The organism is Salipiger pentaromativorans (assembly GCF_024721115.1).
GTDB classification, from domain to species: domain Bacteria; phylum Pseudomonadota; class Alphaproteobacteria; order Rhodobacterales; family Rhodobacteraceae; genus Salipiger; species Salipiger pentaromativorans.
Genome location: NZ_JAMDHK010000004.1, coordinates 265,184 through 291,043 on the forward strand (window position 1 = coordinate 265,184; position 25,860 = coordinate 291,043).

Below are 25,860 nucleotides of genomic sequence, written 5' to 3' on the forward strand. Positions count from 1 at the left end.
GCCGTCGCCGGGCGCAGATCCGGCAGGGGATACCAGGGATAAGACAGGGAGTTCCGCAATGTCCGTGAAAACGCTTCTCGCCGCCGCGAGCCTGGTGGCAATGGCCGCCGCCGCGCAGGCCGAGGTCAAGGTCGGTCTGATCACCACGCTTTCGGGCGGCGGCGCGAGCCTCGGGATCGACACGCGCGACGGGTTCCTGCTGGCGATGGACGCGGCGGGGCGCGACGATGTCGAGGTGATCGTCGAGGACGACCAGCGCAAGCCGGATGTGGCGGTGCAGATCGCCGACAAGATGATCCAGTCCGACAAGGTCGATATCCTGACCGGCATCGTCTGGTCGAACCTCGCCATGGCCGTGGTGCCCGCCGCCACCGCGCAGGGCAAATTCTACCTCTCGACCAATGCCGCCCCCGCGCAACTCGCGGGCAAGGGCTGCAACCCGAATTACTTCTCGGTCTCCTATCAGAACGACAACCTGCACGAGGCCGCTGGCGCCTATGCCAAATCTGAGGGCTATACCAAGCCCTTCATCATGGCGCCCAACTATCCTGCCGGCCATGACAGCCTGAACGGGTTCAAACGCTTCTATGGCGGCGAGCTGGCGGGCGAGGTCTTTACCCAGCTCGGACAGACCGATTACGCCGCCGAGCTGGCGCAGATCCGGGCCAGCGGCGCCGACAGCATCTTCTTCTTCCTGCCCGGCGGCATGGGGATCTCCTTCCTCAAGCAATATGCCGACAGCGGCATCGAGCTGCCGGTGATGGGCCCCGCCTTCTCCTTCGATCAGGCGATCCTTCAGGCGGTGGGCGACGCCGCACTTGGCGTCAAGAACGGCTCCAACTGGTCCAAGGATCTCGACGTGCCGGCCAACGCCGCCTTCGTCAGCGCATTCGAGGAGAAATACGGCCGGCTGCCCTCGCTCTACGCCGCCTATGGCTATGACACCGCGAACCTGATGCTCTCGGCGCTGGACAAAGCCGAGCCCTCGGATGCCGATGCCTTCCGCGCGGCGCTGAAGGCTGCCGATTTCGACAGCGTGCGGGGCAAGTTCTCCTTCGACACCAACAATCACCCGATCCAGGACATCTATATCCGCGAGGTGATCAAGGAGGGCGACATCTACACCAACAAGATCGTCGCCACCGCGATCGAGGACCGGTCGAGCGCCTATGTCGCCGACTGCCCGATGCAGTAAACCCGGCAGGGGCCGCCCCGGCGGCCCGCCCGAGACGAGCGCCCGCAATGTCCCCGATCCTGCTTGCTGAACAGGTCCTGAACGGCCTGCAATCCGGTGTCATGCTGTTTCTCATGGCCGCCGGGCTGACGCTGATCTTCGGCGTCATGGGGCTCATCAACCTGGCGCATGGTTCGCTCTACATGGTGGGGGCCTTTGCCGCCGCCGCGGTCGCGGGGCTCACCGGCTCGTTCCTGCTGGCGCTGGTGGCGGCGCTGGCCGCCGCCGCTGCCGCCGGTGCGCTGGTCGAGCTGCTGGTCATCCGCAGGCTTTATGCCAAGGACCATCTCGACCAGGTGCTCGCCACTTTCGCGCTGATCCTGATCTTTTCCGAAGGCACGCGCTGGCTTTTCGGCTCCTTCCCGCTCTATCTCGACATTCCCGAGGCGCTCTCGGGCACCGTGACCCTGCCCGGAGGGATCGCCTATCCCGCCTACCGGCTGGCGCTGATCGGGGTGGGGATTGCCGTGGCGCTGGGGCTCTGGTGGCTGAACGCCCGCACCCGGCTCGGCATCCGCATCCGCGCGGGCGAGAACGACCGCGAGATGATCGCGGCGCTGGGGGTGGATATTTCCAAGCTCTACACGCTGGTGTTTGCGCTCGGCGCGGCGCTGGCGGGGCTCGCGGGCGCGCTGGTGGGGGCGATCCAGTCGGTGCAGGTGGGTATGGGCGAGCCGGTGCTGATCCTCGCCTTCGTGGTGATCGTGATCGGCGGCATCGGCTCAATCAAGGGCGCGCTGATCGGCGCGCTGCTGGTCGGGCTCACCGATACGCTGGGCGGCGTGCTGCTGCCCGAGCTCTTCAAGCTCTTCACCGACCCGGCCAGCGCCGCCGCCAGCGGTTCGGCCTTTGCCTCCATGGCGATCTATATCCTGATGGCGGCGGTGCTGATCTGGCGGCCCACCGGATTGTTCGGGGCAAGGGCATGAGCCGGGAAAGCTGGCTCAACACCGCGCTGCTGCTGGCGCTGGTGGCGGTGCCGGGATGGGCGCTCTGGGCGGACGAGCCCTTTACCATCACGCTTGCCACCCGCGCGGTGATCTTTGCGCTGGCGGCGGTGGGGCTGAACATCGCGCTGGGGATGGGCGGGCTGGTGAGCCTCGGCCATGCGGTGTTTTTCGGCATCGGCGGCTATGCGATGGGGATCCTTGCGAGCCATGCGCAGACCTATACCGCGCTGATGGAGTGGCCCTTTGTGATCGAGGGCACAAAATCCATGCCGGTGATCTGGCTTGTGGCGGTGGCGGCCTCTTCCTGCGCTGCGCTTGTCATCGGGTTGTTGAGTCTGCGCACCTCGGGGGTCTATTTCATCATGATCACGCTGGCCTTCGGTCAGATGATGTATTTCTTCGCGATCTCCTGGCCGGCCTATGGCGGCGAGGACGGCCTGTCGATCTATGTGCGCAACGGCTTTCCGGGGCTGAACACGCTTGTTCCGATCCAGTTCTACGGCATCTGCCTCGTCTGGCTCTGCATCGCGCTTTTGCTTTACGCCCGGCTGATGCGCTCGCCCTTCGGGCTGGCGCTGAACGCGGCGCGGCAGGTGCCGGCGCGGGTGCGGGCGGTGGGGCTCGACCCGAGGCGGCTGCAACTGGTGGCGCTGGTGATCTCGGGCGGCATCACCGGGCTTGCCGGGGCGCTCTTTGCCGATCTCAACCGCTTTGTGAGCCCTTCCATGCTGAGCTGGCAGATGTCGGGTGAGATCATGGTGTTCGTCATCATCGGCGGCGTGGCGCGGCTTTTCGGCCCGGTGGCGGGGGCGGGGTTCTATGTGCTGCTGGAGCATCTTCTGGGCGGGGTCAGCGAGTTCTGGCAGATCTTCCTCGGGCTCTTCCTGCTGGCGGTGGTGCTGTTCGGCAAGGGCGGTCTGGTGGGGATGATCGCGGGGAGGCGGGGTAATGGCTGAGCCGGTTCTGGCCACGCATGGGCTCAGCAAGGCCTTTGGCGCACTTCAGGCGAGCGACGGGATTTCCATCGACCTGCGGCCGGGCGAGATCCACGCCATCATCGGGCCGAACGGCGCGGGGAAATCCACGCTGATCGCGCAGATCTGCGGTGCGCTTGCCCCCGATGCCGGGCGGGTGGAGTTCCTCGGGCGCGACGTGACGCGCGAGAGCACCGAGGCGCGGGCGGCGCGCGGGCTGGCGCGGACCTTCCAGACCTCGGCGCTGGCGATGGAGGACACGGTTCTGCAAAACGCGCTGCTCGGCGCGCTTGGGGCCAGCGGGCGGCCATGGCGGTTCTTTGCGCGGGCGGATCGGGATGCAAGCCTGCGCGCCCGTGCCGAGGCGGCGCTGGAGGCGGTGGGGCTTGCCGATCTGGCCGAGCTGCGCACCGCCGAGCTGAGCCATGGCCAGCGCCGGCAGCTTGAGGTGGCAGTCGCGCTGACGCTGGCGCCCAAGGCCTTTGTCATGGACGAGCCGATGGCCGGGCTGGGGCAGGAGGGCTCTAAACGTCTGACCGGGTTCCTTGACGGGCTGCGGGCGCAGGCGCCGATCCTGCTGGTGGAGCACGATATGGACGCGGTCTTTGCGCTGGCCGACCGGATCAGCGTGCTGGTCTATGGAAAGGTGATCGCCACCGGCAGCGTCGAGGAGATCCGCCGCGACCCGCAGGTGCGCGACGCCTATCTGGGAGAGGAGGCATGAGCCTCCTGTCGCTGCACCGGGTTACGGCGTCCTATGGCGCGAGCCAGGCGCTCTTTGGCGTCGATCTGGAGATCGCGCCGGGGCAGGCGGTGGCGATGATGGGCCGCAACGGCATGGGCAAGACCACCACCGTGCACTGCATCTGCCGAATGCTGCCAGCGCAAGGGACGCTGGTTTTCGACGGCCACGATCTGAGCCGCCTGCCAAGCCACAAGGCCGCGCGGCTGGGCATCGGGCTGGTGCCCGAGGGGCGGCGCTGTTTCCGCGATCTGACGGTGAGCGAAAACCTCATCGCCGCCGCGCGCCCGGGTCATTGGGATGCGGCGCGGGTCGAGGCGCTGTTCCCGCGTCTGGGCGAGCGGCGGCGCCAGCGCGCCGCCTCGCTCTCGGGCGGCGAGCAGCAGATGCTGGCCATCGGGCGGGCGCTGATGACCAATCCGCGCCTGCTGATTCTCGACGAGGCGACCGAGGGGCTGGCGCCGACTGTCCGGCAGGAGATCTGGGCCGCCATCGCGGCGCTGAAGGCCGAGAGCGGCATGGCGATGCTGGTGATCGACAAATCCCTGAAGGAGCTGCGCGGTGCCTGCGACCGGGCGGTGATCCTCGAACGCGGACGCAGCGTCTGGAGCGGCGCCATGGCGGCTCTGACCGAAGAGGTCTGCGAGACCCATCTGGGGCTCTGAGCGCGCGGCAGGCCCTGCCGGTGCGATTCGCGCTGGCGTGCCTGCCAGGGGCATTTGCTCAAAACAGACACAAATCGGGCATTTTTTCGGATTTGTCGCCATATGGCGATCAGCGCATCCGTTCGGTCGGGTTTCTGGGTTCCCATAGGTAAACCTATGGCCAGACAGCTTTTCTCTGCCGCGTGTGAAGGAGGCTGTCACTGTTTCCAAAATGGATACACAAAGTTTCTGCCGGTTTTTCGCCGCAAAGGGCTTAGGTTGCGCAAGCTGCAGTGCACGCTGCTGGGAAGGGTGCAGTTTGGTTGGCTCTTCCCGTTTCTGGTAGAGGATCCGCAATGCCCACATTCGACCCGAACGCCGCTCTCGGCGATGTGGAGGATATCCATGGCGCCTTCGAGATCGAGGTGGTCGCCCGTTTCGACGATGTTCTCGCCGGCTATTGGCAGCGGGTTCTCGACCTCGGCGACGGCCCGGCGACGAACAACATCCTTCTGGCGCAGGTCGAGAACACCACCGACATGGTGTTTGCCATCTACCAGAACGGCGAGAACTACCGGGTTACCGCGCCCGATGCGATCGTCGAGGGGGAAACGGCGACCTGGAATGTCGGTGTCGATCCGGATGGGCTGATGTGGATCGCCAAGGACGGCGTGCGGCTGGGCGAGGCGCAGGGGGTGGTGCCGTCCGACACCTCGCGGCTGAACGAATTGCTGGGAGAGTCCAACTGGGCGGACGACGCCCCGCTGGAAGGGGCGGTTCTGGGCATCGACGTGACCAATGCGGCCGAAACCCCGGATGGCGGTTTTCTGAACGAGCCCGCGCAGATCGGCGGGGCGTTCCGGCTCGATGTCGCGGCGCGCTATGACGATCTGTCGGGGCGCTCCTGGCAGGGGGTGTTCGATTTCGCGGACGATGCGGGCACCAGCAGCATTGCGCTGACCCAGGTCGGCGCGACCGGGGACATGATGTTCGCCATCGTGCAGGATGGCGTGACCTATTCGGTCACCGCGCCCGACGCCATCGAAGAGGGCGAGATGGCGCATTGGGCGGTCGGCATCGAGGCGGACGGCACCATGTGGCTGGAAAAGGACGGCGCGCGGCTGGCGGAAGGTCAGGGCGTGGTGCCCGCCGATGTGAGCCGCGACGATCTGCTGATCGGCGACAGCGGCCAGTCCGGCGGCGATCCGCTGGACGGGGTCGTGCTCGACCTCACGGTCACAGGCGGCGATCCGGTGGAAGATCCGGTGGTGCCCGAAGATCCGACCGCTCCGGAGGACCCGGCGGTCCCGGAGGATCCCGTTGTTCCCGAGGAACCGGTGGATCCTGTCGACCCCGATCCGACGCCGGCGGAGGAACTGCCGCAGATCGACGGCGCTTTCCGGCTGGATGTGACGGCGCGGTTCGACGATGTGCAGGGCGCCTATTGGCAGCGGGTGGTGGATTTCGGCGACGGCCCTGCCACGAACAACATCATTCTGGGGCAGATCGAGAATACCTCGGACATGATGTTCGAGATCTGGCAGGACGGCAGCGTCTACCGGGCCATCGCGCCGGACTCGATCGTGCAGGGGGAAACCGCCGACTGGAGCGCCGGAGTCGATCCGGACGGGCTGATGTGGCTCGAGAAGGACGGCGTGCGGCTGGCCGAGGCCGATGGCGTGGTGCCCGAGGACACCGACCGCGAAAATCTGCTGGTGGGCGAATCCAACTGGCCCGGAGACGATCCGCTTGTCGGCGAGGTCACGGAGATTTCGGTCACGGCGCTGACCGAACCGGCCGACCCCGGAGAGGATCCGCCGGTGGAAGACCCGGTGGTGACCGATCCCACGGACCCAACCGATCCCACCGATCCGACCGACCCCACGGATCCGACCGACCCGGTGGCCGCCGGCGCCGGCGACATGATCTTTGTGGCGCATCAGGACGACGACCTGCTGTTCATGAACCCCACGATCAGCGAGTTGATCGACGCGGATGAACCGGTGACGACGGTCTATCTGACCTCGGGCGATTTCGGTCTGGACGAATCCTATTGGGGGGCACGGGAACAGGGCGAAAAGGATGCCTATGCCCATATGGCGGGGTCGAACGACTGGGTCGATGAAACCGTAAGCGTCTCGGCCGGCGGGCAGGAGTACGAGATCGCCAGCTCCTATCTTGCCAGCCAGCCCGAGATCCGGCTCTATTTCATGCGTCTTCCCGACGGCTTCTCGGGCACCGGCTCGGACACTTACGGGCTCGAAAGTCTGGAAAAGCTGTGGGACGGCTCGATCGAGACCATGACCGCGGTCGATGACAGCGCCACCTATTCGCGTGACGAGCTGCTGAATGTCCTGACGGCGTTGATGGATCGGCATCAGCCCGACCAGATCCATATCCAGGATCACAGCAGCGAACATGTCGATCTGGAGCATTCCGATCACGTACATGCCTCGGAATTCGCCGCTTCCGCCGCGGCGGATTACAGCGGCGACCTGACGGTCACGAGCTATTACGGCTATGCCACCTGGGGCTTCGAGGAGAACGTGGTCGGCGCCGAGCACGAAGAGATGCGCGATACTTTCCTGGAGTATGCTGGCCACGACCCGCAGGTCTGGGGCGGCGACGGCCAGTTGATCGACGCCTACGAAGAGTGGCTACAGCGCGAATACGTGGCCGAGGAATACACGCAGGGCGCCACGCCGCAGGCCGCGCTGGCGGCGCTGATGCTCGTGTCCGACACGGTGGTGGAGGAAGAGGCGCAGCAGCTTCTCGATGCCGAGGCGGAGGCCGCCGACGAGGTGCTGGTCGCCTGATGTCGGGCAGGCCGGTCGCAGACCCTGCCGGCGGTCTGAACGGTGTCTTGTCCCGGGCGGCGCTTTGGGGTTCAGTCGGGCTTTCGATAGGAGAGCCGCCGATGACCCAAGCGCCCCCCGATGCCGATGCCCGCCGTGCCATTCCGCCGGTGGTCGCCTATCCGCCCGACACGCTGCCGCGCCCCGATCTGGCGCTTTATGCCGGCGCGCTGGCGGGGGCGACCCTTGTCGGGTCCGCAACCGCCGCTCCGCGTGAGGCGTGCAGCTTTCGCGTCGCCGCCGGGCAGTTCTTCCGCATCCGCAGCGTCGACGGGCCGCAGGTGGGGGACCTGAACCTCTGGCATGACGGCGATCTGAGCGAGCGGTTCTATTCCGGCAAGACCCGCGCTTTGCACGGCACCCATGTAAGCACGGGAGAACGGCTCTGGTCGTCCTTTCCGCATCTGCGCCCGATGGCCACCATCGTCGAGGATACGCTCGACTGGTACGGGATCGACACCTTTGGCGGCGCGGTGCACGATGTGATCGGCACGCGCTGCGATCCCTATACCGGCAATCTCCTGTCGGGGACGCAATATCATCACTGCTGCCATTCGAACCTGACACGGGCGCTCGCCGACGCGCTGGAGATCCCGCTGGCCGAGGCCGAACCGCATGTGCATGACGTGCTGAACGTCTTCATGTGTACTGGGTTCACCCGCGACACCGGGCAGTATTTCATGAAAGCGAGCCCCGTGCGGCCCGGCGATCACCTGACGGTTTTCGCCGAGATCGACCTGCTGGGCGCACTCAGCGCCTGTCCCGGCGGCGATTGCTCGTCCGAGCACAGCTCGGACGAGGCGCGGTGCTACCCGTTGCAGGTGGAGATCCTCGCCCCCGCCGTCGGGGCGCTGGAGGGCTGGCAGCCGCCGGCGCGCAGCGGCTATGACGGCAGCCACGGGCGCTAGCCGCGCTCAGCCATGCACGAAATGCACCCGGTCGAAGCTCTGCCGCCACGCGGCGACTTCGGGGGCGAGACTTTCCGGGTCGTTGGCGCGCAGCGCCTCGGCGATGAGCTTGGCAAGCCTGGGCGCATCGGCGGCGGTCATGCCCCAGCGCACCAGCTCGGGCGTGCCCAGCCGCAGCCCGTTCATATCGCCGGGCACCGGCGCGCCGGGCAGGCCGATGCCGCAGGCGAGAAACCCGGCGCGGCGCAGCGTCTGCGCCGCCGCCTGACCGCCGCCCAGCGGCGCCGCCTCGAGGGCGAACTGATGCGAGAGCGTCGGAGCTATTGCGGCGCCATGAACCGCCAGCCCCTCGGCTTGCAGCGCCGAGGAAAGCGCCTGCGCCATGGCGATCATCTCTTGCGCATAAGCCGCCCCGAAATCGCGCCAGTCGAGCAGCGACATTGCCAGCGCGGCGGTTTTCGAGGCGTCGAAATTGGCGGTCATGCCGGGAAAGGCGATGGCGTCGAGCCGTTCGGCGATTGCGGCATCGTTGGTGACCAGCAGCCCCGAGGGCGGTCCGCCAAGCGACTTATACGTGCTCATGGTCATCAGATCCGCGCCGTGATCGAGCGGGTTCTCCCAGGCACCGCCCGCGATGATGCCGCATTGATGCGCCGCGTCGAACATCAGGCTGGCGCCCACCTCGTCGGCGATGGCGCGCACCTCGGCCACCGGATGCGGCCAGAGGTTCAGCGACCCGCCCAGCGTGATGATGCGCGGCCGTACCTCCCGGGCCAGCCGGGCCAGCGCGTCCAGATCGACCGTGTAATCGTCGGCATTCACCGGCGCGGCATGGGTCGTCAGGCCGTAGAGCCCGGCGCAGCCCGCCGCGTGATGGGTGACATGGCCGCCGATCTCGCCGGGCGGGGCGATGATCGCATCGCCGGGTTGCGCCAGCGCCATGAAGGCATAGAGATTGGCGATTGCCCCGGAGGCGACGCGCAGCTCGGCAAAGGCCGCGCCGAACACTTCGCAGGCGAGGGTCGTGGCGAGGATCTCGATCTCTTCCACCGCTTCGAGACCGGTCTCGTATTTGTCGCCGGGCGCCCCCAGAGAGGGGCGCATCCCCAGACCCGAGGCCAGCAGCGCCTCGGCGCGCGGGTTCATCACATTGGTGGCCGGGTTCAGGTTGAAACACGCGCGCTCGTGGATCGCGCGGTTGCGCTCGGCCAGCGCGTCGATGCGGTCGGCCAGCGTGGCGGATGTCTCGGCGGTCATCTCGCCGGTCACGCGGCGGATCAGGGTCTTGCTGGCCTCGGGCAGCCAGCGGCGTTCGGCGACAGTCATGCGGATCTCCTGTGATCTGGCGCCCATTGGACATGCGACCCGGCTTGCGCGCAAACCAGTATTCATGAATACTAGGGATAGAAAAACTAAACATGGTCTGATGCCCGTCGATCCTCCCCGCCCCAAACCGCCGCCGCTGACGGCGCTGCGCGCTTTCGAGGCGGCGGCGCGGCTGGGCGGCTTTGCCCGCGCGGCCGAGGAACTGGCGGTCAGCCCGGGGGCGGTATCCCAGCATATCCGCACGCTGGAGGATTGGGCGGGCGTGACGCTGTTCATTCGCAATGCGCAGGGCGTGCGGCTGACGGCGGCGGGCGCGCGGGTGCTGCCGCTGGTTTCCGAGGCGTTCGACGGGCTGGGGCAGGCGGCGCAGACCCTGCGTGCGGCGGCGGGGGATGTGCTGAGCATCGCCGCGCTGCCGTCCTTCGCGCAGCTCTGGCTCTCGCCCCGGCTGCCGCGGCTGCGCGCGGCGCTGCCGGGGGTGACGATTTCGGTCACCGCGCTCGAACGCCCGCCGAACCTGCTGCGCGAGCCGTTTTCGCTGGCGCTGTTCCCGGGGGCGCAGGGGCAATATCTGGCGCAGGACGCGCTGTTTCCGGTCTGCACCCCCGAACTGGCCCGCAGGCTGCATCGGACCGAGGATCTACTGTCGGTGCCCTGTCTCGGCGATACGATCTGGACGGAGGACTGGCCGCTCTGGTTGCAGCGGGCCGGTGGGCCGGCGCAAGTGTCGGGGCCGGGCTTCTCGCTTTATGCGCTGGCGCTGGCAGAGGCGCTGAACGGGGCAGGGGTGCTTATGGGGCGCAAGCTGCTGGTGGCGCCACATCTGCAAAGCGGTGCGCTGGTGCGCCCGTTTCCGCTTGCGGTGCCGCTGCCCGATCCGCTGCGCGCGCTGACGCCGCCCGAGCCCCTTCCGGGCCCGGTGCGGCGTCTTCTGGATCTTCTGCGCGAGGATCTATGAGGCGAAAGCCGCCTCGAGGGCGATCTGCACCATATCTTCGAACGAGCTTTGCCGATCTTCCGAAGGCAGCGCCTCATGCGTCAGAAGGTGATCGGAGACCGTCAGCACGGCAAGCGCCCGGACGCTGTGGCGGGCGGCGAGATTATAGAGCTCTGCCGCCTCCATTTCGACGCCGAGGACCCCGTGCCGGCTCATGATCTCGTTAAGATCGGGGCGCTCGTCATAAAACACATCCGCGGAATAAATTCCGCCGACGTGATATGTTGCGCCAATCGCTTTCGCCGCGTTCGCCGCGGCGTTCAGCAATCCGTAATCCGCGCAGGGGGCGAAATTCAGCTCGCGGAAAATACCGGAGGACGGAGTCGACAAGGACGAGGCCGTCATTGCGAGAATGACGTCTCGTAAGCCGACCGTTTCCTGCATCGCACCACAGGAGCCGATACGGATCAGGGTCTTTGCGCCGTAATCGCGGATCAGCTCGTTTGCATAGATCGACAGGCTGGGCATTCCCATGCCCGAGCCGTGGATCGTGACCCGGTGACCCTGCCAGGTGCCGGTAAAGCCCAGCATCCCGCGCACGCGGTTCACACATACAGGATTGTCGAGAAACGTCTGTGCCGCCCATTCCGCGCGCAACGGATCTCCGGGCATGAGCACCGTTTCGGCGATCTGCCCGGGCTCCGCTCCGATGTGAATGGTCATCAGAGAGCCAGGTCTTCCAGAGACTTCCCGGACTCGAGGGCGGCGACCACCCAATTCGGTTTGCGGCCGCGCCCGGTCCAGGTTTGCTCGGGATCGGCGGGGTTGGCGTATTTCGGTGCGCCTTTGGAACCTTTGCTGCCGCCTGCGGCAAGAATTTCGTCAAGCGAGAAACCGAATTCCTTGGCGGCCTGTTCGACGGCGCGTTTCGCCTCGGCCTTGCGGCGGGCGTCGATGGTTTTCAGCGCCTTCTCGACATCGATCTTGAGTTGTTTCAGCTCGTCTTTGGAAAGGGTTTCCAGGTCGATATCCATTTTTTATCTCCTTATCTGGCTGAAGATTTCTGGCTTCTTATCTCCTTTTCCCAGATTGGAGTAAACGCAAGGGTAAAAATTGTGTCAGTTGCATAAAGATGCAATAAAAGCGGAAAGCCGCTCATCTTTTCGATGAGCGGCCAAATTCACATTCTATTTATGGTGTACGTCTCGGCCTATTCGGCGGCAACCGCCTGCGGATCCACAAGCGTGACGATATCCATCATGATCGTGTTCAGCACGAAATCCTTGGGCGTATAGACCTTCGCCACGCCCATGGCTTTCAGCCGTTTGGCATCCTCGTCGGGAATAATGCCGCCGACGATCACCGGAATATCGCCCAGCCCTTCGTTGCGCATGCGCTCCATCAGATCCTCGACAAGCGGGATATGGCTGCCCGACAGGATCGAGAGCCCCACCACATGGGCGCCGGTCTTGGCCGCCTCGACGATCTGCTCGGGGGTCAGACGGATGCCCTCGTAGTCGATCTCCATGCCGCAGTCGCGGGCGCGGAAGGCGATCTGTTCGGCGCCGTTGGAATGGCCGTCGAGGCCGGGCTTGCCGACCAGGAAGCGCATGCGCCGGCCCAGCCGGTCGCTGACCGCATCCACCGCCTCGCGGATGTCTTCCAGACCCTCTGTCTTGTTGCTGACCGCTTTCGACACGCCGGTCGGGCCGCGATATTCGCCATGCACCATGCGCATCTGCGCCGCCCATTCGCCGGTGGTCACCCCGGCCTTGGCCGCCGCGATCGAGGCGGGCATGACATTGCGCCCTTCGGCGGCCGCGGCGCGCAGCTCGGCCAGCGCCGCCTGTACCGCCGCGTCGTCGCGGGTCTCGCGCCATTCGGCCAGGCGGCCGATCTGCTCCTGCTCGACCGCCGGATCGACGACCATGATCCCGCCGTCTTCACCCACCAGCGGCGAGGGCTCGCCTTCGGTCCACTTGTTCACGCCGACGACGATGGTCTCGTGCTTCTCGATCCGGTTCAGCCGTTCGGCATTGGCATCGACCAGGCGGCCTTTCATATAGTCGATGGCGCCGATGGCGCCGCCCATGGAGTCGATATTGGCCAGTTCCGAGCGGGCACCGTCTTTCAGCGCCTCGACCTTGGCATCCACGGCGGGGTTGCCATCGAACAGATCGCCGTATTCCAGCAGATCGGTCTCGTATGCCAGGATCTGCTGCATCCGCATCGACCATTGCTGATCCCAGGGGCGGGGCAGGCCAAGCGCCTCGTTCCACGCGGGAAGCTGAACGGCGCGGGCACGGGCCTTTTTCGACAGCGTCACCGCCAGCATCTCGATGAGAATGCGGTAGACGTTGTTCTCCGGCTGCTGCTCGGTCAGGCCCAGCGAGTTCACCTGCACCCCATAGCGGAAGCGGCGGAACTTCGGGTTCTCGACCCCATAGCGGTCACGCAGGATCTCGTCCCAGAGATCGACGAAGGCGCGCATCTTGCACATCTCGGTGACAAAACGGATGCCGGCGTTGACGAAGAAGGAGATCCGCCCGCAAAGCGCCGGGAAATCCTCGTCCTTCACCCGCGGGCGCAGCTCGTCCAGAACAGCGATGGCCGTGGCCAGCGCAAAGGCCAGCTCCTGCTCGGGTGTCGCGCCGGCCTCTTGCAGATGGTAGGAACACACGTTCATCGGGTTCCATTTCGGCACGTTGGTATAGCAGTATTCCGCCACATCGCCGATCATCTTGAGCGACGGTTTGGGCGGGCAGATATAGGTGCCGCGCGACAGGTATTCCTTGATCAGATCGTTCTGGACGGTGCCCTGCAGCTTGGAAATATCGGCGCCCTGCTCCTCGGCCACCGCGATATAGAGCGCCAGCAGCCAGGGGGCCGTGGCGTTGATCGTCATCGAGGTGTTCATCTGTTCGAGCGGGATCTCGTCGAAGAGCGTGCGCATATCGCCCAGATGGCAGACCGGCACGCCCACCTTGCCCACTTCGCCGCGCGCCAGGATATGGTCGCTGTCATACCCCGTCTGGGTGGGCAGGTCGAAGGCCACCGAAAGGCCCGTCTGCCCTTTGGCGAGGTTGTTGCGGTAGAGCGCGTTCGAGGCCTTGGCCGTCGAATGCCCGGCATAGGTGCGGATGAGCCAGGGGCGGTCTTTCTGTACTTCCGTCATGTCGGTCTCCGTGCGGGCGGATCAGAATCAAATGGGCAAGCATGTTGCGTGCGGGGTTGGATATGCGAAATATTATGTCTCGTCAATTCGCCGCGCTGCGGCGATGGCCGGGGCGTGCGAGCCCGGCACATAAGAGTGTAGCGGGGGAAGGGGCTCTCTGGCTATTCTGACGCCATGTTCGGCTGCGGATGTGGCGTTTTCCCTGGGGATTCCCGGGCATTCGGCGGTTTTTCTGCATTCGCTCGGTCATAAAATTACAAAATGCACCTTGGTCGTTGTTGCATTGTTGCGCGGCGAACGCTATCTCCCCAAGTCAAAGCCCCGCGATTCTGCGCTGCAGCGCGGATAACAGACACCAGGATCACAATTGATCGCACCAGGAAGGAGGCCCCGATGGCTCTGGACACGCAAACCGGGATCGCGCCCTACGAGGCGCCGGAGAAAGACCTCTACGAGATCGGCGAAATGCCGCCCCTCGGCTATGTACCGAAGAAGATGTACGCCTGGGCGATCCGCCGCGAGCGTCACGGCGAGCCGGACAAGAGCTTCCAGAAGGAAGTGGTCGATACCTGGCAGGTCGACAGCCACGAGGTTCTGGTGCTCGTGATGGCCGCGGGCGTGAACTATAACGGTGTCTGGGCCGGTCTCGGCATCCCGATCTCGCCCTTCGACGTGCACAAGCAGGATTACCACATCGCGGGCTCCGACGCGGCGGGCATCGTCTGGGCGGTCGGCGACAAGGTGAAGACCTGGAAGGTCGGCGACGAGGTCGTGATCCACTGTAACCAGGACGATGGCGACGACGAGGAATGCAACGGCGGCGACCCGATGTTCTCGCCGACCCAGCGGATCTGGGGCTACGAGACCGGCGACGGCTCGTTCTCGCAGTTCACCCGCGTGCAGGCGCAGCAGCTCATGCCGCGTCCCAAGCACCTGACCTGGGAAGAAAGCGCCTGCTACACGCTGACGCTGGCCACCGCCTACCGGATGCTTTTCGGTCACCACCCGCACGAGCTGAAGCCGGGCCAGAACGTGCTGGTCTGGGGCGCCTCGGGCGGCCTCGGCTCCTATGCGATCCAGCTGATCAACACCGCGGGCGCCAATGCGATCGGGGTGATCTCGGAAGAGGACAAGCGCGACTTCGTGCTGGGCCTCGGCGCCAAGGGCGTCATCAACCGCAAGGACTTCAAGTGCTGGGGCCAGCTGCCCACGGTCAACACGCCGGAATATAACGACTGGATGAAAGAGGCCCGCAAGTTCGGCAAGGCGATCTGGGACATCACCGGCAAGGGCGTGAACGTCGATATGGTCTTCGAGCATCCGGGCGAGGCGACCTTCCCGGTCTCCACCCTGGTCTGCAAGAAGGGCGGCATGGTGGTGATCTGCGCCGGCACCACCGGCTTCAACTGCACCTTCGACGTGCGGTATATGTGGATGCACCAGAAGCGCCTTCAGGGCTCGCACTTCGCGCATCTCAAGCAGGCGGCATCTGCCAACCGGCTCATGGTCGAACGCCGTCTCGATCCCTGCATGTCGGAAGTGTTCGAATGGGACCAGATCCCCGACGCGCATATGAAGATGCTCCGGAACCAGCACAAGCCCGGCAATATGGCCGTTCTGGTGCAGTCGCCGAAGACCGGGCTGCGCACTTTCGAGGAGGCGCTGGAGGCCCGCGGTTAACCCGTATTTCACCCTCAGACTGCTATAACGCCCGCGAATCGTTCTCCGGTTCGCGGGCGTTCACTTTTGTAAATGAAGTCCCATGAAATCAGGCAATTATATGGCAATAGATCGCCATTTCTGGGGAGTTGGAATTTGTGAATGTCGGGAAGTCACAGTTTTGTGCTAATGTCAAATTAACCAATTGTTAAAGGTCTGAGGGAAGGTTTATTATGCGACACGATTGGATCATCGACGTATTGACCGACCTGAAGACATTTGCGCGTGCCAATGCGCTTGATGCGCTGGCCGAGCAGTTGGACGAAGCACAGCTCGTCGCTCAGATCGAGATTGCGTCCGGCGTCGAAGGAAACGCACTTGGGCTTTGCGGCAGACATGCCCGTAACGGGCGGGATTCTGGAACGGCTTGAACAGGCCGAGCGACTGGAAGATCTCCAGGCCGCAAGTGAAGATTTGCGAAACCGCTACCAGGTGGATCATCTGGTCTATCACTGGGTCAGCGCCAATGGCGAGCAATATGGCTGCGGCACCTACGATCCGGTCTGGGTGCAGCGCTATATCGACAAGGGCTATCTGCGCGTCGATCCGGTGATCGTCGGCTGCTATCAGCGCTTTCACCCGGTGGACTGGAAGCGGCTCGACTGGTCGTCGAAAGCGGCGCGCGCCTTCCGCAAGGACGCCATCGCCCATGGGGTGGGGAATCAGGGCTACTCGATTCCCATCCGGGGGCCGAACGGCCAGTTCGCGCTTTTCTCAATAAGTCACAATTGTGACGACGATTGCTGGACCGAATTCACCGAGACCAATCGTCGCGACCTGATTCTCGTGGCGCATTACTTCAATCAGAAGGCGCTGGAGCTGGAGCCGGGCCGCACGCCCGAGGCCGCGCAGCCGCTCAGCCCGCGCGAAGTCGAGGCGATGACACTGCTCGCCGTCGGTTACAGCCGCGCGCAAGTTGCTGAAACACTTAATATTTCCGAACATACGCTGCGGGTCTACATCGAAAGCGCGCGATTCAAGCTGGGCGCGATGAACACGACTCACGCGGTGGCGCGCGCCCTTTCGCGGGGTTTGATCGTGATCTGACGGATCCTAAGAATCGGGCAAAACTAGGGCAGGAATCGGGCAACAGGCAATTTTTTGCCTATTTTTGGCCACCGAACCAAATCGTTCGTTTTTGCAACCTTAACGAAAGTCTATCAGCTTTTACTCCATCGGATAAACTAGGGAGTAAAGCTATGATCCGCTACATCTACGCCGACCAACTCGATGCCTTCCCGCTGCTCAAGCGGAGCATGTTTCGCGACCGTGCCGATCAGTTCAAGACCCGGCTCGGATGGGATGTCCATGTGGACGCGAACGGAGAGGAGCGCGACGAATACGACGCGCTGAACCCGCTCTATGTCATCTGGGAACGCCCCGATGGCACGCATGGCGGCTCGATGCGGCTGCTGCCCACCGTGGGGCGCTGCATGGTTAACGAGCATTTCCTGAATCTGACCGGGGGCGTGCGCATCGTCAGCCCGCTGATCTGGGAATGCACCCGCTTCTGTCTCGCGCGCGAAACCGATCCCGGCACCGCCGCCGCTCTGATGCTGGCGGGCGGCGAGGTCATGCAGGGCTTTGGCGTCGAGCATTACGTCGGTGTCTTCGACGCCCGCATGGTGCGAATCTACAAGCGCATCGGCTCCTCGCCCGAGGTGCTGGGCAGCCAGGGCACCGGGCGTGAGCGCATCAGCGTGGGCCTGTGGGAGTTCAGCCCCGATGCGCAGGCGCGCGTGTCGCAAAGCGCGGGCATCCCGGCGATGCAGTCGCGCGCCTGGTTCGAACGGGCCTTCGGTGCAGAGCCTCTCCGGGTTTCGGCCGCGGCCTGACGCAGACGAACGCGGCGGGGTCTTGGCCCCGCCGCGTTCGGCCCGGAGCGCAGGCGATGCTCTCTGGTCTCCGGCGACGGGGACGATTAGGGTCCGCGGCATGGATCTTACCGCATTGACCCTCTCTGACGATCAGGCCGAGGCCTGGGACCGCGTGGCCGACATGCTGCGCGATGCCGGCGTCGATCTGGACGAGGGGTTGTGCCTGCCCGCCAAGGAAAGCAGCGCGCAGGTCATGGCGCTGATGGGCAAGGCGGGCTCGGGCAAGACATTGCTTCTGTCGGAGCTTTGCAAGGCGCTGGAGGCGGCGGGCGCTGAGATCGTCTCGGGCGATTACGAAAGCCGCCGCAGGCAGGAAAAGCGCAGCTTCGCGGTGCTGGCGCCGACCAACAAGGCCGCCAGCGTGCTGCGCATGCGCGGCGTGCCCGCGACCACGATCCACCGCATCATCTATACGCCGGTCTACGATCCGGAATACGAACGCATCGCCGAATGGCTGATGGGCAACGATGAAAAGCCCGAGATCGAGGCGCTGACCGACGAGGCGCTGGACCGCGCCTTTGCCGCCTATCAGATTCACAAATCCGTGCCTGCCGCGCTGGCCGCTGCCGGGCTGCGCGGCAGCGATTTCATCACCGGCTGGAAGCGCCGCGAAGAGCCGCTGGACATCGGTTTCGTCGATGAGGCCTCGATGCTCGACGACCGGCAGTTCGAGGATCTGCAAGAGATCTTCCCCAATCTCGTGCTCTTCGGCGATCCGGCGCAGCTCGCCCCGGTGAACCAGTCGGGCAAGATGGTCTTTGACGCGCTGAAACTCTCGCAAAAGCTGGAGCTGCACCGCATCCACCGGCAGGAGGCCGACAACCCGATCCTCGATCTCGCCCATGCGCTGGCCGACCCGTCGCTGGAGTTCCAGGATTTCGAGCGCATGGTCGAGGAGAAGGCGGCGCAGGACGACCGGGTGGTCTGGGCGCAGCGGGTCGAGGTCGATCTCATGGCGCGTTCGCCGGTGCTGGTCTGGCGCAATGCCACGCGCATCCGGCTGATCAACGCCTTCCGCGCCGTGCATGGCGCCCCCGAGACCGAGCTGCTGCCCGGCGAGCCGCTCATTTGCGACGGCATCGAATTGCCGCTGAAACACCGCAAGAAGCGGCTGGATCTGGAGGCGCGCGGGCTCATCAAGGGCGCGCAGGTGATTTATCTCGGACCCGGACGCAAGCCGGGGTTCTCGCGGCTGCACGTGATGGGCGCGCCCGACCCGCAGGTCTCGGCGGCCTCGATCGTGAAGATCGAGAAGCCCGAGGAGGAAGAGCCCTTCATTCCCTTCGCCGCCCGCATGGGCGCGGCCTTTCTGCATGGGGCGGCGGTGACGATCCACAAGGCGCAGGGCTCGCAATGGAACGAGGTGCAGGTCTTTGCGCCCGACCTTTTCGTCGCGGCGCGCATGGGGCGGGTCGAGGCCGGGCAGCCGCTGTGGAAGCGGCTGGCCTATGTGGCCATCACACGAGCGTCGGAGCGGCTTTACTGGGTGGTGCGCAACCGGCTTGCAAAGCCAACCGGGCCGCTGCGGACGGACGATTTGAAGGCGCCGGCGGTGCCGCTGGCGCTGGAACAGGAAGAGACGGGGTTGCTATGAGCGACGTTTACGAACCGCCGAGCGCCTTTGCGCTGCATCTGGGATACGAGCTGACCGAATGGCGCGAGAATTTTGCGCGCTACGAGATGCCGATTGCCGCGTTCATCCGGAACCGGCAGGGCCTGCCGCATGGCGGGGTGCACGCAACGCTGCTGGATTCCGCGATGGGGATCAGCGGGTGCTGGACCGGCGACAGCGACCGGCGGATCATGACACTGACGCTTTCGCTCAACGTGCAGTATATCGGCCGCGCCGGGGGCACGCGCCTGATCGTCGAGGCGCGGAAGACCGGCGGTGGCCGCAACACCTTCTTTGCCGAGGGCGCGGTGACCGACGATACCGGCATGCTGGTGGCCAAGGGGACGGGAGTGTTCCGCTATCGCCCCGGCTGAGGGCGCGGGGGCTCAGTATCCGGCGCTGCGATCCACAAGGTAGAGCAGCGGCTCGTCGGCTTCGCCGCGGCGGATGTTCTCGGCGATGACCCGGGCGGCGCTGCCGGTCCGGGTTGCGGCCGCGATATGCGGTGTGACCGTGACGCGGGGATGCGCCCAGAACGGGTGTCCGGCGGGCAGCGGTTCCGTCCGGAAGACGTCGAGCGTCGCGTGGCCGATCTGGCCCGCGTCCAGCGCCGCGATCAGCGCCGCGTCGTCGATGAGGGGCCCGCGTCCCGGGTTCACGATGGCGGCGCCCCGGGGCAATAGTGCCAGCGTTTCGGCATCGAGCAGGTTCTGCGTGGCCGGCGTGTCGGGCAACAGCAGCACGAGGATTTCGGCACTCTTCAATGCCTTGACCAGCCCGTCTGGCCCGAATTGACAGGTGATCCCGTCAACGCTCTTGGCCCGGCGCGACCAGCCGGTGACCGGAAAGCCGAGCCCCGCCAGCGCCTCGGCGCAGGCGCGGCCCAGGATGCCCAGACCAAGCACGCTCACCGGCCGCTCGGTGGCCAGCGGCGGGACGACGGGAGCCCAGTCGTGGCCCGGGTTGACGATATGGGCATCCATCCCGAGATGGTGCCGCAGCACATGGCCGGTGACATATTCGACCATGCCCCGGGTCAGACCTTCGTCATCCACCATCCGCGCCAGCGGCACCCGCAGCGTCGTGTTGGGAGAGATCCGTTCCACCCCGGCCCACAGGCTCAGCACCGCTTTCAGCCCGGTGTAGGGGGTGAAATCCGTCACCTGCGAATCCGGCGCATAGACGATGTAATCGACGCCTTCGGGCGGCAGGTCGCGGCTCAGACGGTAGGACAGGCCGTGCCCGTCCAGGGCGGCGCGCAACGGCGTTTCGTAGTCGGCCCAGTCGTCGGGGCCTGCGGCAAAGAGAATGTCGATCATCAGCGGGCTCTGTGGATATGGGCGCTCTGCACCAGTCCGAAGGCGATCATCAGCACCAGCATGGCCGATCCGCCATAGCTGACCAGCGGCAGCGGCACGCCGACCACCGGGGCAAGCCCCATCACCATCGACATGTTCACGGCGAAGAACAGGAAGAAGGTCAGTCCGACGCCGAGGATCAGCAGCGAGGAATAGCGGTCGCGGTTCTGCATCGCCGCGACGATGCAGAAGAGCAGGATCAGCACATAGAGCGCGAGCAGGGAAAAGCCGCCGACAAATCCGAATTCCTCGGCCAGCGTGTTGAAGATGAAATCGGTGTGTTTCTCGGGCAGGAAGTTCAGCCGCGACTGGGTGCCCTGCATGAAGCCGCGCCCGGTCCAGCCGCCCGATCCCATGGCGATCTTCGCCTGGGTGATGTGATAGCCCGCGCCCAACGGGTCCGACGACGGGTCGAGAAAAGTGTCGATGCGCTTGAACTGATACTCCTTGAGGAGTTGCCAGCTTGTCCCGCGCGACAGGAAAACGGTGTAGACCGCGCCCACACCGGCGGTGACCACCACCGCGAAATAGGCCCAGTGCACCCCGGCGAGGAACATCATCAGCCCGCCCGCCGTCATCAGCAGGATCGCGGTGCCGAGGTCGGGCTGGGTAAGCACCAGGAAGGTGGGCGCGAGGATCAGCACAATCGGCGCCAGCACCCAAAGCGGATGCGACACGCGCTTCATGGGCAGCCAGTCGTAATAGGCCGCCAGCGCCATCACCAGCGCGATCTTCATCACCTCCGAGGGCTGAAGCCGCATGAAGCCGATGTCGATCCAGCGCTGCGCGCCCATGCCCACGGCGCCGAACAGCTCCACCGCCACCAGCAGCAGCAGCGCCACGAGATAGATCAGCGCCGACAGGTTGCGCCACAGCCAGATCGGCACCATCGCCACCACGAACATCGCCGCGAGTCCGAGGCCGAAACGCTTCATCTGCGGCTCGGCCCAGGGGCTGAGCGACCCGCCGGCCACCGAATAGAGCATCAGGAAGCCGACGCAGGCCACCGCCGCCAGCAGGATCACCAGCGGCCAGTTGAGGTAGAGCACCTTGCGCCAGCCCGCGGGGACCGTCTTGACCGTATATTCGAGATAGCTCATGCGCGGCTTCCGCTATGGCCGTCGCGGGCCTGCCGTTCGCGCTCGAGCCGCTCCTGCTGGGCCTTGATGCGGCCCCGGTCGGCGGTGGGGTAGGCGTCGAGCGGCGGCGTGCCGCGATAGAGCGCCTCGAGCGTGATGTCGCGGGCGATGGGCGCGGCGACCGCCGAGCCGCCACCGCCATGCTCGACCACCACCGACACCGCGATGCGCGGCGCGTCGAAAGGGGCGAAGTTGACAAAGAGCGCATGGTCGCGCTCTTCCCAGGGCACATCCTGGTTGCGGACCACGCGGTTCAGCACCTGGCTGGTGCCGGTCTTGCCCGCCATGCGCATATCGTCCGCGATGATCCGCGAACGGTAGGCGGTGCCGCGCCGGTTGTTGGACACCGCGAACATCGCCTTGCGGATCTGGCGCAGGTTGTTCGGGTCGATGTCCAGCGGCGCGCCGGCGCCCGAGGGCGTCTCGACTCCGTTCACGCTGCGCACCAGCCGCGGGGTCACCGCGCGGCCGGTGGCGAGGCGCGCGGTCATGACCGCCTGCTGCAGCGGCGAGGTCAGCACAAAGCCCTGGCCGATCGAGGCGTTCACCGTGTCGCCGATCAGCCATTCCGCCCCGCGCTCGCGGCGCTTCCAGGCCTTGTCCGGCATCAGCCCGGCGGTCACCGCCGACATCGGCACATCGGGGGCGGTGCCGAGCCCCAGCTTGCGCCCCATGGCGGCAATGTTCTCGATCCCCACCTTGAGCGCGAGATCGTAGTAATAGACGTCGCAGCTTTCGCGCAGGCTCTGTTCCAGGTTCACATGGCCATGGCCCGAGCGTTTCCAGCAATGGAACCGGCGCGAGCCCACTTCCATATGGCCGGGGCAATAGACCGTGTCGTCGGGGCCGATCAGCCCGGCCTCCATCGCCGCCAGCGCGGTCACCATCTTGAAGGTCGACCCGGGCGGGTAGGCGTCCTGCACGGTTTTCGAGGCCAGCGGCCGGTGATCGTTGTCTCGCAGCTCGGCGTAATCGGGCACCGAGATCCCGCGCACGAACTTGTTGGGGTCGTAGGAGGGGGCCGACGCGATGGCCAGCACGTCGCCATGCTCCAGATCCATCACCACCGCCGAGGCGCTTTCCTCGCCCAGACGCGCCTTGATGTAATCCTGCAACGCGCTGTCGAGCGTGAGTTGCAGGTCGGCGCCGGCCTTGCCCTCGCGGCGGTCGAGCTCGCGCATGACACGGCCCACGGCGTTGACCTCGACGCGTTTGGCGCCGGCCTGGCCGCGCAGGCTGTCTTCGTATTTCGACTCGATCCCCACCTTGCCGATCTGGAAGCGCGGGATGCGCAGCACCGGCTCGGGGTCTTCGTAGCGTTCGAGATCGCGTTCCGAAACCGGGCCCACATAGCCCACCACATGGGCAAAGGTCTCGTGCCGGGGATAGACCCGGCTGAGCCCGACCTCGGGCGTCACGCCGGGCAGGGCGGGGGCGTTGACCGCGACGCGGCTGATTGCCTCCCAGCTCACCCGGTCGGCCACCGTGACCTGAAGGAAGGGCGGCGAGCTGCGCATCTCTTCGAGCGCGCGGGTGACCTCGGTCTCGTCCAGCTCGACCAGCGCCGAGAGTCGCGCGATTACATCTTCCACATCGCCGGCATCCTCGCGCCGCATGGTGATGCGGTAGGTCGGTTCGTTTTCGGCGATCACCCGGCCCTCGCGGTCGAAGATTCGTCCGCGCGCGGGGGGGATCAGGTGAATGTTGACGCGGTTTTCCTCGGCCAGGAGGCGGAACTCGTCGGCCTGATCGACCTGCATATAGCGCATCCGCAGCGCCAGCGCGCCGGCAAAGCCAAGCTGCGCACCGCCCAGGATGAGCCCGCGGCGGGTGATCCGGCGGGTGCTTTCGGCGCTGTCGCGGGGCGTGCGTCTCACAGGCTCCTCCCGGCATGATCGAAGTCGCCCGGGGCCATGCGGCGCACCCCGAGCAGATATTGCGAGACCATCACCACAAGCGGATAGACCAGCACGGTCATGGCGTATCGCATGAGCGCAAGGAAAGACGTTCCCGTGGGCACGATCAAGAGGGCGAGCAGCAGCCTATACGCGATCGTGATCGCCAGCAGCGTGGTGGCAACGGCAATCCATTCCATGGCAAAGGTCGTCTCGCGGTCGCGCCGGTCGCGGGATTTGAGAAACTCCGCCGCCATCAGCACCAGCGCCGCCCAGAGACCGGGGGGCCGCTGGAACAGGATGTCGGCCAGCAGCATCACGCCGGCGATGCTGAGCGCGGGCACGTAATCGGGGCGGCGCAGCACCCAGGCAAAGCAGAGCGCGACCAGCAGGTCGGGCCCGGCAAAGCGCGGCGGCATCATGTCGAGCGGCAACAGGTGATAGAACATCACCATCAGCGCGAGACCGACAAAGGCGCCGCGCATGATCCAGATCCGGGCCGGGCGGGGCTCAGCCATCGGGCTGGTCCGTGGCCGGGGCGGTGGCCGTGCCCGGCGGCGTCTCCGGCAGGATCAGGGCCGAAGGCGCGCTCACCTGCCGGGCGCCGTGATCGCGCAGCACCCGCAGGAATTCCAGCCGTTCGTAATCGGCCGCCAGCCGCACCCGCAGCCGCCCGCCCGGATCCTCGGCCACCTGGCCGATCAGCAGGCCGGGGGGAAACACCTCGCCGTCGCCGCTCGTCACGATCCGGTCGCCGGGGCGCACCTGATCGGGGTCTTCGAGGAAATCCACCGGCGGCGCGGCGGAATTGTCGCCGGTGACCAGCGCGCGCTGGCCCGAGGGCTGGATGATCGCGGGAATGCGGCTGGTGGCATCGGTCAGCAGGATCACCCGCGAGGTGTTCGGCCCCACGCCCGAGATCCGCCCCACAAGCCCGATCCCGTCCATCGTGGCCCAGCCGTCGACGATGCCATCGCGCGAGCCCACGTTGATCAGCACCGACTGCCGGAAGGGCGAACCGCTATCGGCCAGCACCACGCCGGTGATATAGGTCAGCCGCGGGTCGAGCCGCACATTGTTCAGATCGCGCAGCCGGGCGTTTTCCTGCTCAAGTTGCAACGCCGCCTCTTTCCAGGCGGTCATCTGCCGCAGCTCGCGCCGCAGCTCCTGGTTCTGGTCGTAGATGCGCTGATAGCTCTGGAAATCGCGCAGGATCCGCACGCCGCCGGTGACCGGCGCCATCGCCCAGTCGAACCCTGGCATCACCGCATCGACGATCTGCGCGCGGAAGCGTTCCACACGCGGGCTGTCGATGCGCCAGAAGATGAAGAGCCCGACGAGACACAGCACAAGAACCGCGAGAAGCAGGCGCTTCAGCGGACCGGCATAATCCTCGGCATTCGAACCATGTTTCGCCATTCAACCCCTTATAGGGCGTCGGGACCCGCTCTCAAAGCACGCGTCACGAATCGTAGTCGATCGCGTGGCGGAGCTGTTTTTCGTATTCCAGCGCCTTGCCGGTGCCGAGCGCCACGCAGTTCAGGCTCTCGTCGGCAATCGACACGGCGAGCCCCGTCTGCTCGCGCAGGGCCAGATCCAGCTCGCCCAGAAGCGCGCCGCCGCCGGTCAGCATCACGCCCCGGTCGACGATGTCGGCGGCCAGATCCGGCGGCGTCGCCTCGAGCGCGGTCATCACCGCCTCGCAGATCTGCTGCACCGGCTCGCTCAGCGCCTCGGCCACCTGCGCCTGGCTGATCTCGGTTTCCTTGGGCACGCCGTTCAGCAGGTCGCGGCCGCGGATCTGCATCGAGGAACCGCGCCCGTCATCGGGCATCCGGGCGGTGCCGATGCTGGTCTTGATCCGCTCGGCGGTGCTTTCGCCCACGAGCAGGTTCTGCTGGCGGCGCAGGTAGTTGACGATGGCCTCGTCCATCCGGTCGCCACCGACGCGGACCGAGCGCGCATAGACGATGTCGCCCAGCGACAGAACGGCCACCTCGGTGGTGCCGCCGCCGATGTCCACCACCATGTTGCCGGTGGGGTCGGTGATCGGCATGCCGGCGCCGATGGCCGCCGCGATGGGCTCGGCGATGAGCCCCGCCTTGCGGGCGCCCGCGCTCAGCACCGACTGGCGGATGGCGCGTTTCTCGACCGGGGTGGCGCCATGCGGCACGCAGACGATGATCTTGGGTTTCGAAAAGGTCGAGCGCTTGTGCACCTTGCGGATGAAGTGCTTGATCATCTCCTCGGCGGTGTCGAAATCGGCGATCACGCCTTCGCGCATCGGGCGGATGGCCTCGATGCTGCCCGGCGTCCGGCCCAGCATCAGCTTGGCGTCCTCGCCCACGGCCAGCACCTTCTTGACGCCATCCTTGATGTGATAGGCGACCACGGAGGGTTCGGAGAGTACGACACCACGCCCTTTCACATAGACCAGCGTGTTCGCTGTCCCAAGGTCGATGGCCATGTCCGCCGAAAAGGCGCCCATGAGTCTGTCCAGTCCAAACATGCTGCG

General features: G+C 65.8%; 24 protein-coding genes. 14 read left to right on the top strand and 10 right to left on the bottom strand.

Annotated features, from left to right (window positions below; translation table 11 throughout):
- The first annotated feature begins 58 nt into the window (after positions 1-58).
- The 7 genes from M4578_RS09605 to M4578_RS09635 all read left to right on the top strand — a co-directional run bounded on the left by M4578_RS09605 (position 59) and on the right by M4578_RS09635 (position 8,307).
- Positions 59-1,195 (top strand): ABC transporter substrate-binding protein, encoded by a 1,137-nt coding sequence (locus M4578_RS09605; protein ID WP_258093230.1) that lies wholly within the window; start codon positions 59-61, stop codon positions 1,193-1,195.
- Positions 1,196-1,242: 47 nt separating this feature from the next.
- Positions 1,243-2,163, top strand: coding sequence for a branched-chain amino acid ABC transporter permease (locus M4578_RS09610; protein ID WP_258093231.1), 921 nt, complete (start codon positions 1,243-1,245; stop codon positions 2,161-2,163).
- Positions 2,160-3,140, top strand: a complete 981-nt coding sequence (locus tag M4578_RS09615; RefSeq protein WP_258093232.1) for a branched-chain amino acid ABC transporter permease — start codon at positions 2,160-2,162, stop codon at positions 3,138-3,140. Before M4578_RS09610 ends, M4578_RS09615 begins: the two co-directional genes overlap by 4 nt.
- Positions 3,133-3,882 (top strand): ABC transporter ATP-binding protein, encoded by a 750-nt coding sequence (locus tag M4578_RS09620; RefSeq protein WP_258093233.1) that lies wholly within the window; start codon positions 3,133-3,135, stop codon positions 3,880-3,882. Before M4578_RS09615 ends, M4578_RS09620 begins: the two co-directional genes overlap by 8 nt.
- Positions 3,879-4,565 carry an ABC transporter ATP-binding protein gene (locus M4578_RS09625; RefSeq protein ID WP_258093234.1) on the top strand — a complete coding sequence of 229 codons (687 nt, stop codon included), beginning with the start codon at positions 3,879-3,881 and terminating at the stop codon, positions 4,563-4,565. The genes M4578_RS09620 and M4578_RS09625 overlap by 4 nt, the downstream gene beginning before the upstream one ends.
- Before the next feature lie 335 nt (positions 4,566-4,900).
- Positions 4,901-7,360, top strand: a complete 2,460-nt coding sequence (locus tag M4578_RS25700) for a PIG-L family deacetylase (RefSeq protein ID WP_274705592.1) — start codon at positions 4,901-4,903, stop codon at positions 7,358-7,360.
- 101 nt (positions 7,361-7,461) lie between these two features.
- A complete protein-coding gene (locus M4578_RS09635) occupies positions 7,462-8,307 on the top strand; it encodes an urea carboxylase-associated family protein (RefSeq protein ID WP_258093235.1) in 846 nt (281 codons plus the stop codon).
- 6 nt (positions 8,308-8,313) lie between these two features.
- On the opposite strand, the gene M4578_RS09640 is transcribed toward M4578_RS09635, so the two are convergent.
- Positions 8,314-9,633 carry a serine hydroxymethyltransferase gene (locus M4578_RS09640; protein ID WP_258093236.1) on the bottom strand — a complete coding sequence of 440 codons (1,320 nt, stop codon included), beginning with the start codon at positions 9,631-9,633 and terminating at the stop codon, positions 8,314-8,316.
- Between the two features lie 100 nt (positions 9,634-9,733).
- On the opposite strand from M4578_RS09640, the gene M4578_RS09645 reads away from it, so the two are divergent.
- Positions 9,734-10,591, top strand: coding sequence for a LysR family transcriptional regulator (locus M4578_RS09645; protein ID WP_258093237.1), 858 nt, complete (start codon positions 9,734-9,736; stop codon positions 10,589-10,591).
- Here the strand turns inward: M4578_RS09645 and deoD are convergent.
- The 3 genes from deoD to M4578_RS09660 all read right to left on the bottom strand — a co-directional run bounded on the left by deoD (position 10,586) and on the right by M4578_RS09660 (position 13,745).
- The gene (gene deoD / locus M4578_RS09650; RefSeq protein ID WP_258093238.1) at positions 10,586-11,293 is read right to left on the bottom strand and encodes a purine-nucleoside phosphorylase; all 708 of its coding nucleotides are present in this window, start codon (positions 11,291-11,293) and stop codon (positions 10,586-10,588) included. The two genes, M4578_RS09645 and deoD, sit on opposite strands and share 6 nt — an antisense overlap.
- Positions 11,293-11,604, bottom strand: coding sequence for an H-NS histone family protein (locus tag M4578_RS09655; RefSeq protein ID WP_258093239.1), 312 nt, complete (start codon positions 11,602-11,604; stop codon positions 11,293-11,295). The genes deoD and M4578_RS09655 overlap by 1 nt, the downstream gene beginning before the upstream one ends.
- 176 nt (positions 11,605-11,780) lie before the next feature.
- Complete coding sequence (locus M4578_RS09660; RefSeq protein WP_258093240.1) at positions 11,781-13,745, bottom strand: protein meaA; 1,965 nt, start codon at positions 13,743-13,745, stop codon at positions 11,781-11,783.
- Positions 13,746-14,138: 393 nt separating this feature from the next.
- Here M4578_RS09660 and ccrA point away from each other — a divergent pair, with 393 nt between their 5' ends.
- The 6 genes from ccrA (at position 14,139) to M4578_RS09690 (ending at position 19,327) form a co-directional block, all read left to right on the top strand.
- Complete coding sequence (ccrA, locus tag M4578_RS09665; protein WP_258093241.1) at positions 14,139-15,425, top strand: crotonyl-CoA carboxylase/reductase; 1,287 nt, start codon at positions 14,139-14,141, stop codon at positions 15,423-15,425.
- A 212-nt stretch (positions 15,426-15,637) separates the two neighbouring features.
- The gene (locus tag M4578_RS09670) at positions 15,638-15,835 is read left to right on the top strand and encodes a hypothetical protein (protein WP_258093242.1); all 198 of its coding nucleotides are present in this window, start codon (positions 15,638-15,640) and stop codon (positions 15,833-15,835) included.
- Complete coding sequence (locus tag M4578_RS09675) at positions 15,801-16,511, top strand: helix-turn-helix transcriptional regulator (protein ID WP_258093295.1); 711 nt, start codon at positions 15,801-15,803, stop codon at positions 16,509-16,511. Before M4578_RS09670 ends, M4578_RS09675 begins: the two co-directional genes overlap by 35 nt.
- A gap of 152 nt (positions 16,512-16,663) precedes the next feature.
- Entirely contained in the window at positions 16,664-17,299 is a 636-nt protein-coding gene (locus M4578_RS09680) for an acyl-homoserine-lactone synthase (RefSeq protein ID WP_258093243.1), read from the top strand.
- 100 nt (positions 17,300-17,399) lie between these two features.
- Positions 17,400-18,935: an ATP-dependent DNA helicase gene (locus M4578_RS09685; protein WP_258093244.1), complete on the top strand. Its 1,536-nt coding sequence runs from the start codon at positions 17,400-17,402 to the stop codon at positions 18,933-18,935.
- Positions 18,932-19,327 (top strand): PaaI family thioesterase, encoded by a 396-nt coding sequence (locus M4578_RS09690; protein ID WP_258093245.1) that lies wholly within the window; start codon positions 18,932-18,934, stop codon positions 19,325-19,327. The genes M4578_RS09685 and M4578_RS09690 overlap by 4 nt, the downstream gene beginning before the upstream one ends.
- Before the next feature lie 12 nt (positions 19,328-19,339).
- On the opposite strand, the gene M4578_RS09695 is transcribed toward M4578_RS09690, so the two are convergent.
- The 6 genes from M4578_RS09695 to M4578_RS09720 are packed head-to-tail and all read right to left on the bottom strand — an operon-like array spanning position 19,340 to position 25,854.
- Positions 19,340-20,272 (bottom strand): 2-hydroxyacid dehydrogenase, encoded by a 933-nt coding sequence (locus M4578_RS09695; RefSeq protein WP_258093246.1) that lies wholly within the window; start codon positions 20,270-20,272, stop codon positions 19,340-19,342.
- Positions 20,272-21,411 (bottom strand): rod shape-determining protein RodA, encoded by a 1,140-nt coding sequence (rodA, locus tag M4578_RS09700; RefSeq protein WP_258093247.1) that lies wholly within the window; start codon positions 21,409-21,411, stop codon positions 20,272-20,274. Before rodA ends, M4578_RS09695 begins: the two co-directional genes overlap by 1 nt.
- Complete coding sequence (gene mrdA, locus M4578_RS09705; RefSeq protein ID WP_258093248.1) at positions 21,408-23,327, bottom strand: penicillin-binding protein 2; 1,920 nt, start codon at positions 23,325-23,327, stop codon at positions 21,408-21,410. The genes rodA and mrdA overlap by 4 nt, the downstream gene beginning before the upstream one ends.
- On the bottom strand, positions 23,324-23,863 hold the full coding sequence (locus M4578_RS09710) for a rod shape-determining protein MreD (RefSeq protein ID WP_258093249.1): 540 nt from the start codon (positions 23,861-23,863) through the stop codon (positions 23,324-23,326). The genes mrdA and M4578_RS09710 overlap by 4 nt, the downstream gene beginning before the upstream one ends.
- Positions 23,856-24,764 carry a rod shape-determining protein MreC gene (gene mreC, locus M4578_RS09715; protein ID WP_258093250.1) on the bottom strand — a complete coding sequence of 303 codons (909 nt, stop codon included), beginning with the start codon at positions 24,762-24,764 and terminating at the stop codon, positions 23,856-23,858. The genes M4578_RS09710 and mreC overlap by 8 nt, the downstream gene beginning before the upstream one ends.
- A 43-nt stretch (positions 24,765-24,807) precedes the next feature.
- Entirely contained in the window at positions 24,808-25,854 is a 1,047-nt protein-coding gene (locus tag M4578_RS09720; RefSeq protein ID WP_258093251.1) for a rod shape-determining protein, read from the bottom strand.
- Between the last annotated feature and the right edge of the window lie 6 nt (positions 25,855-25,860).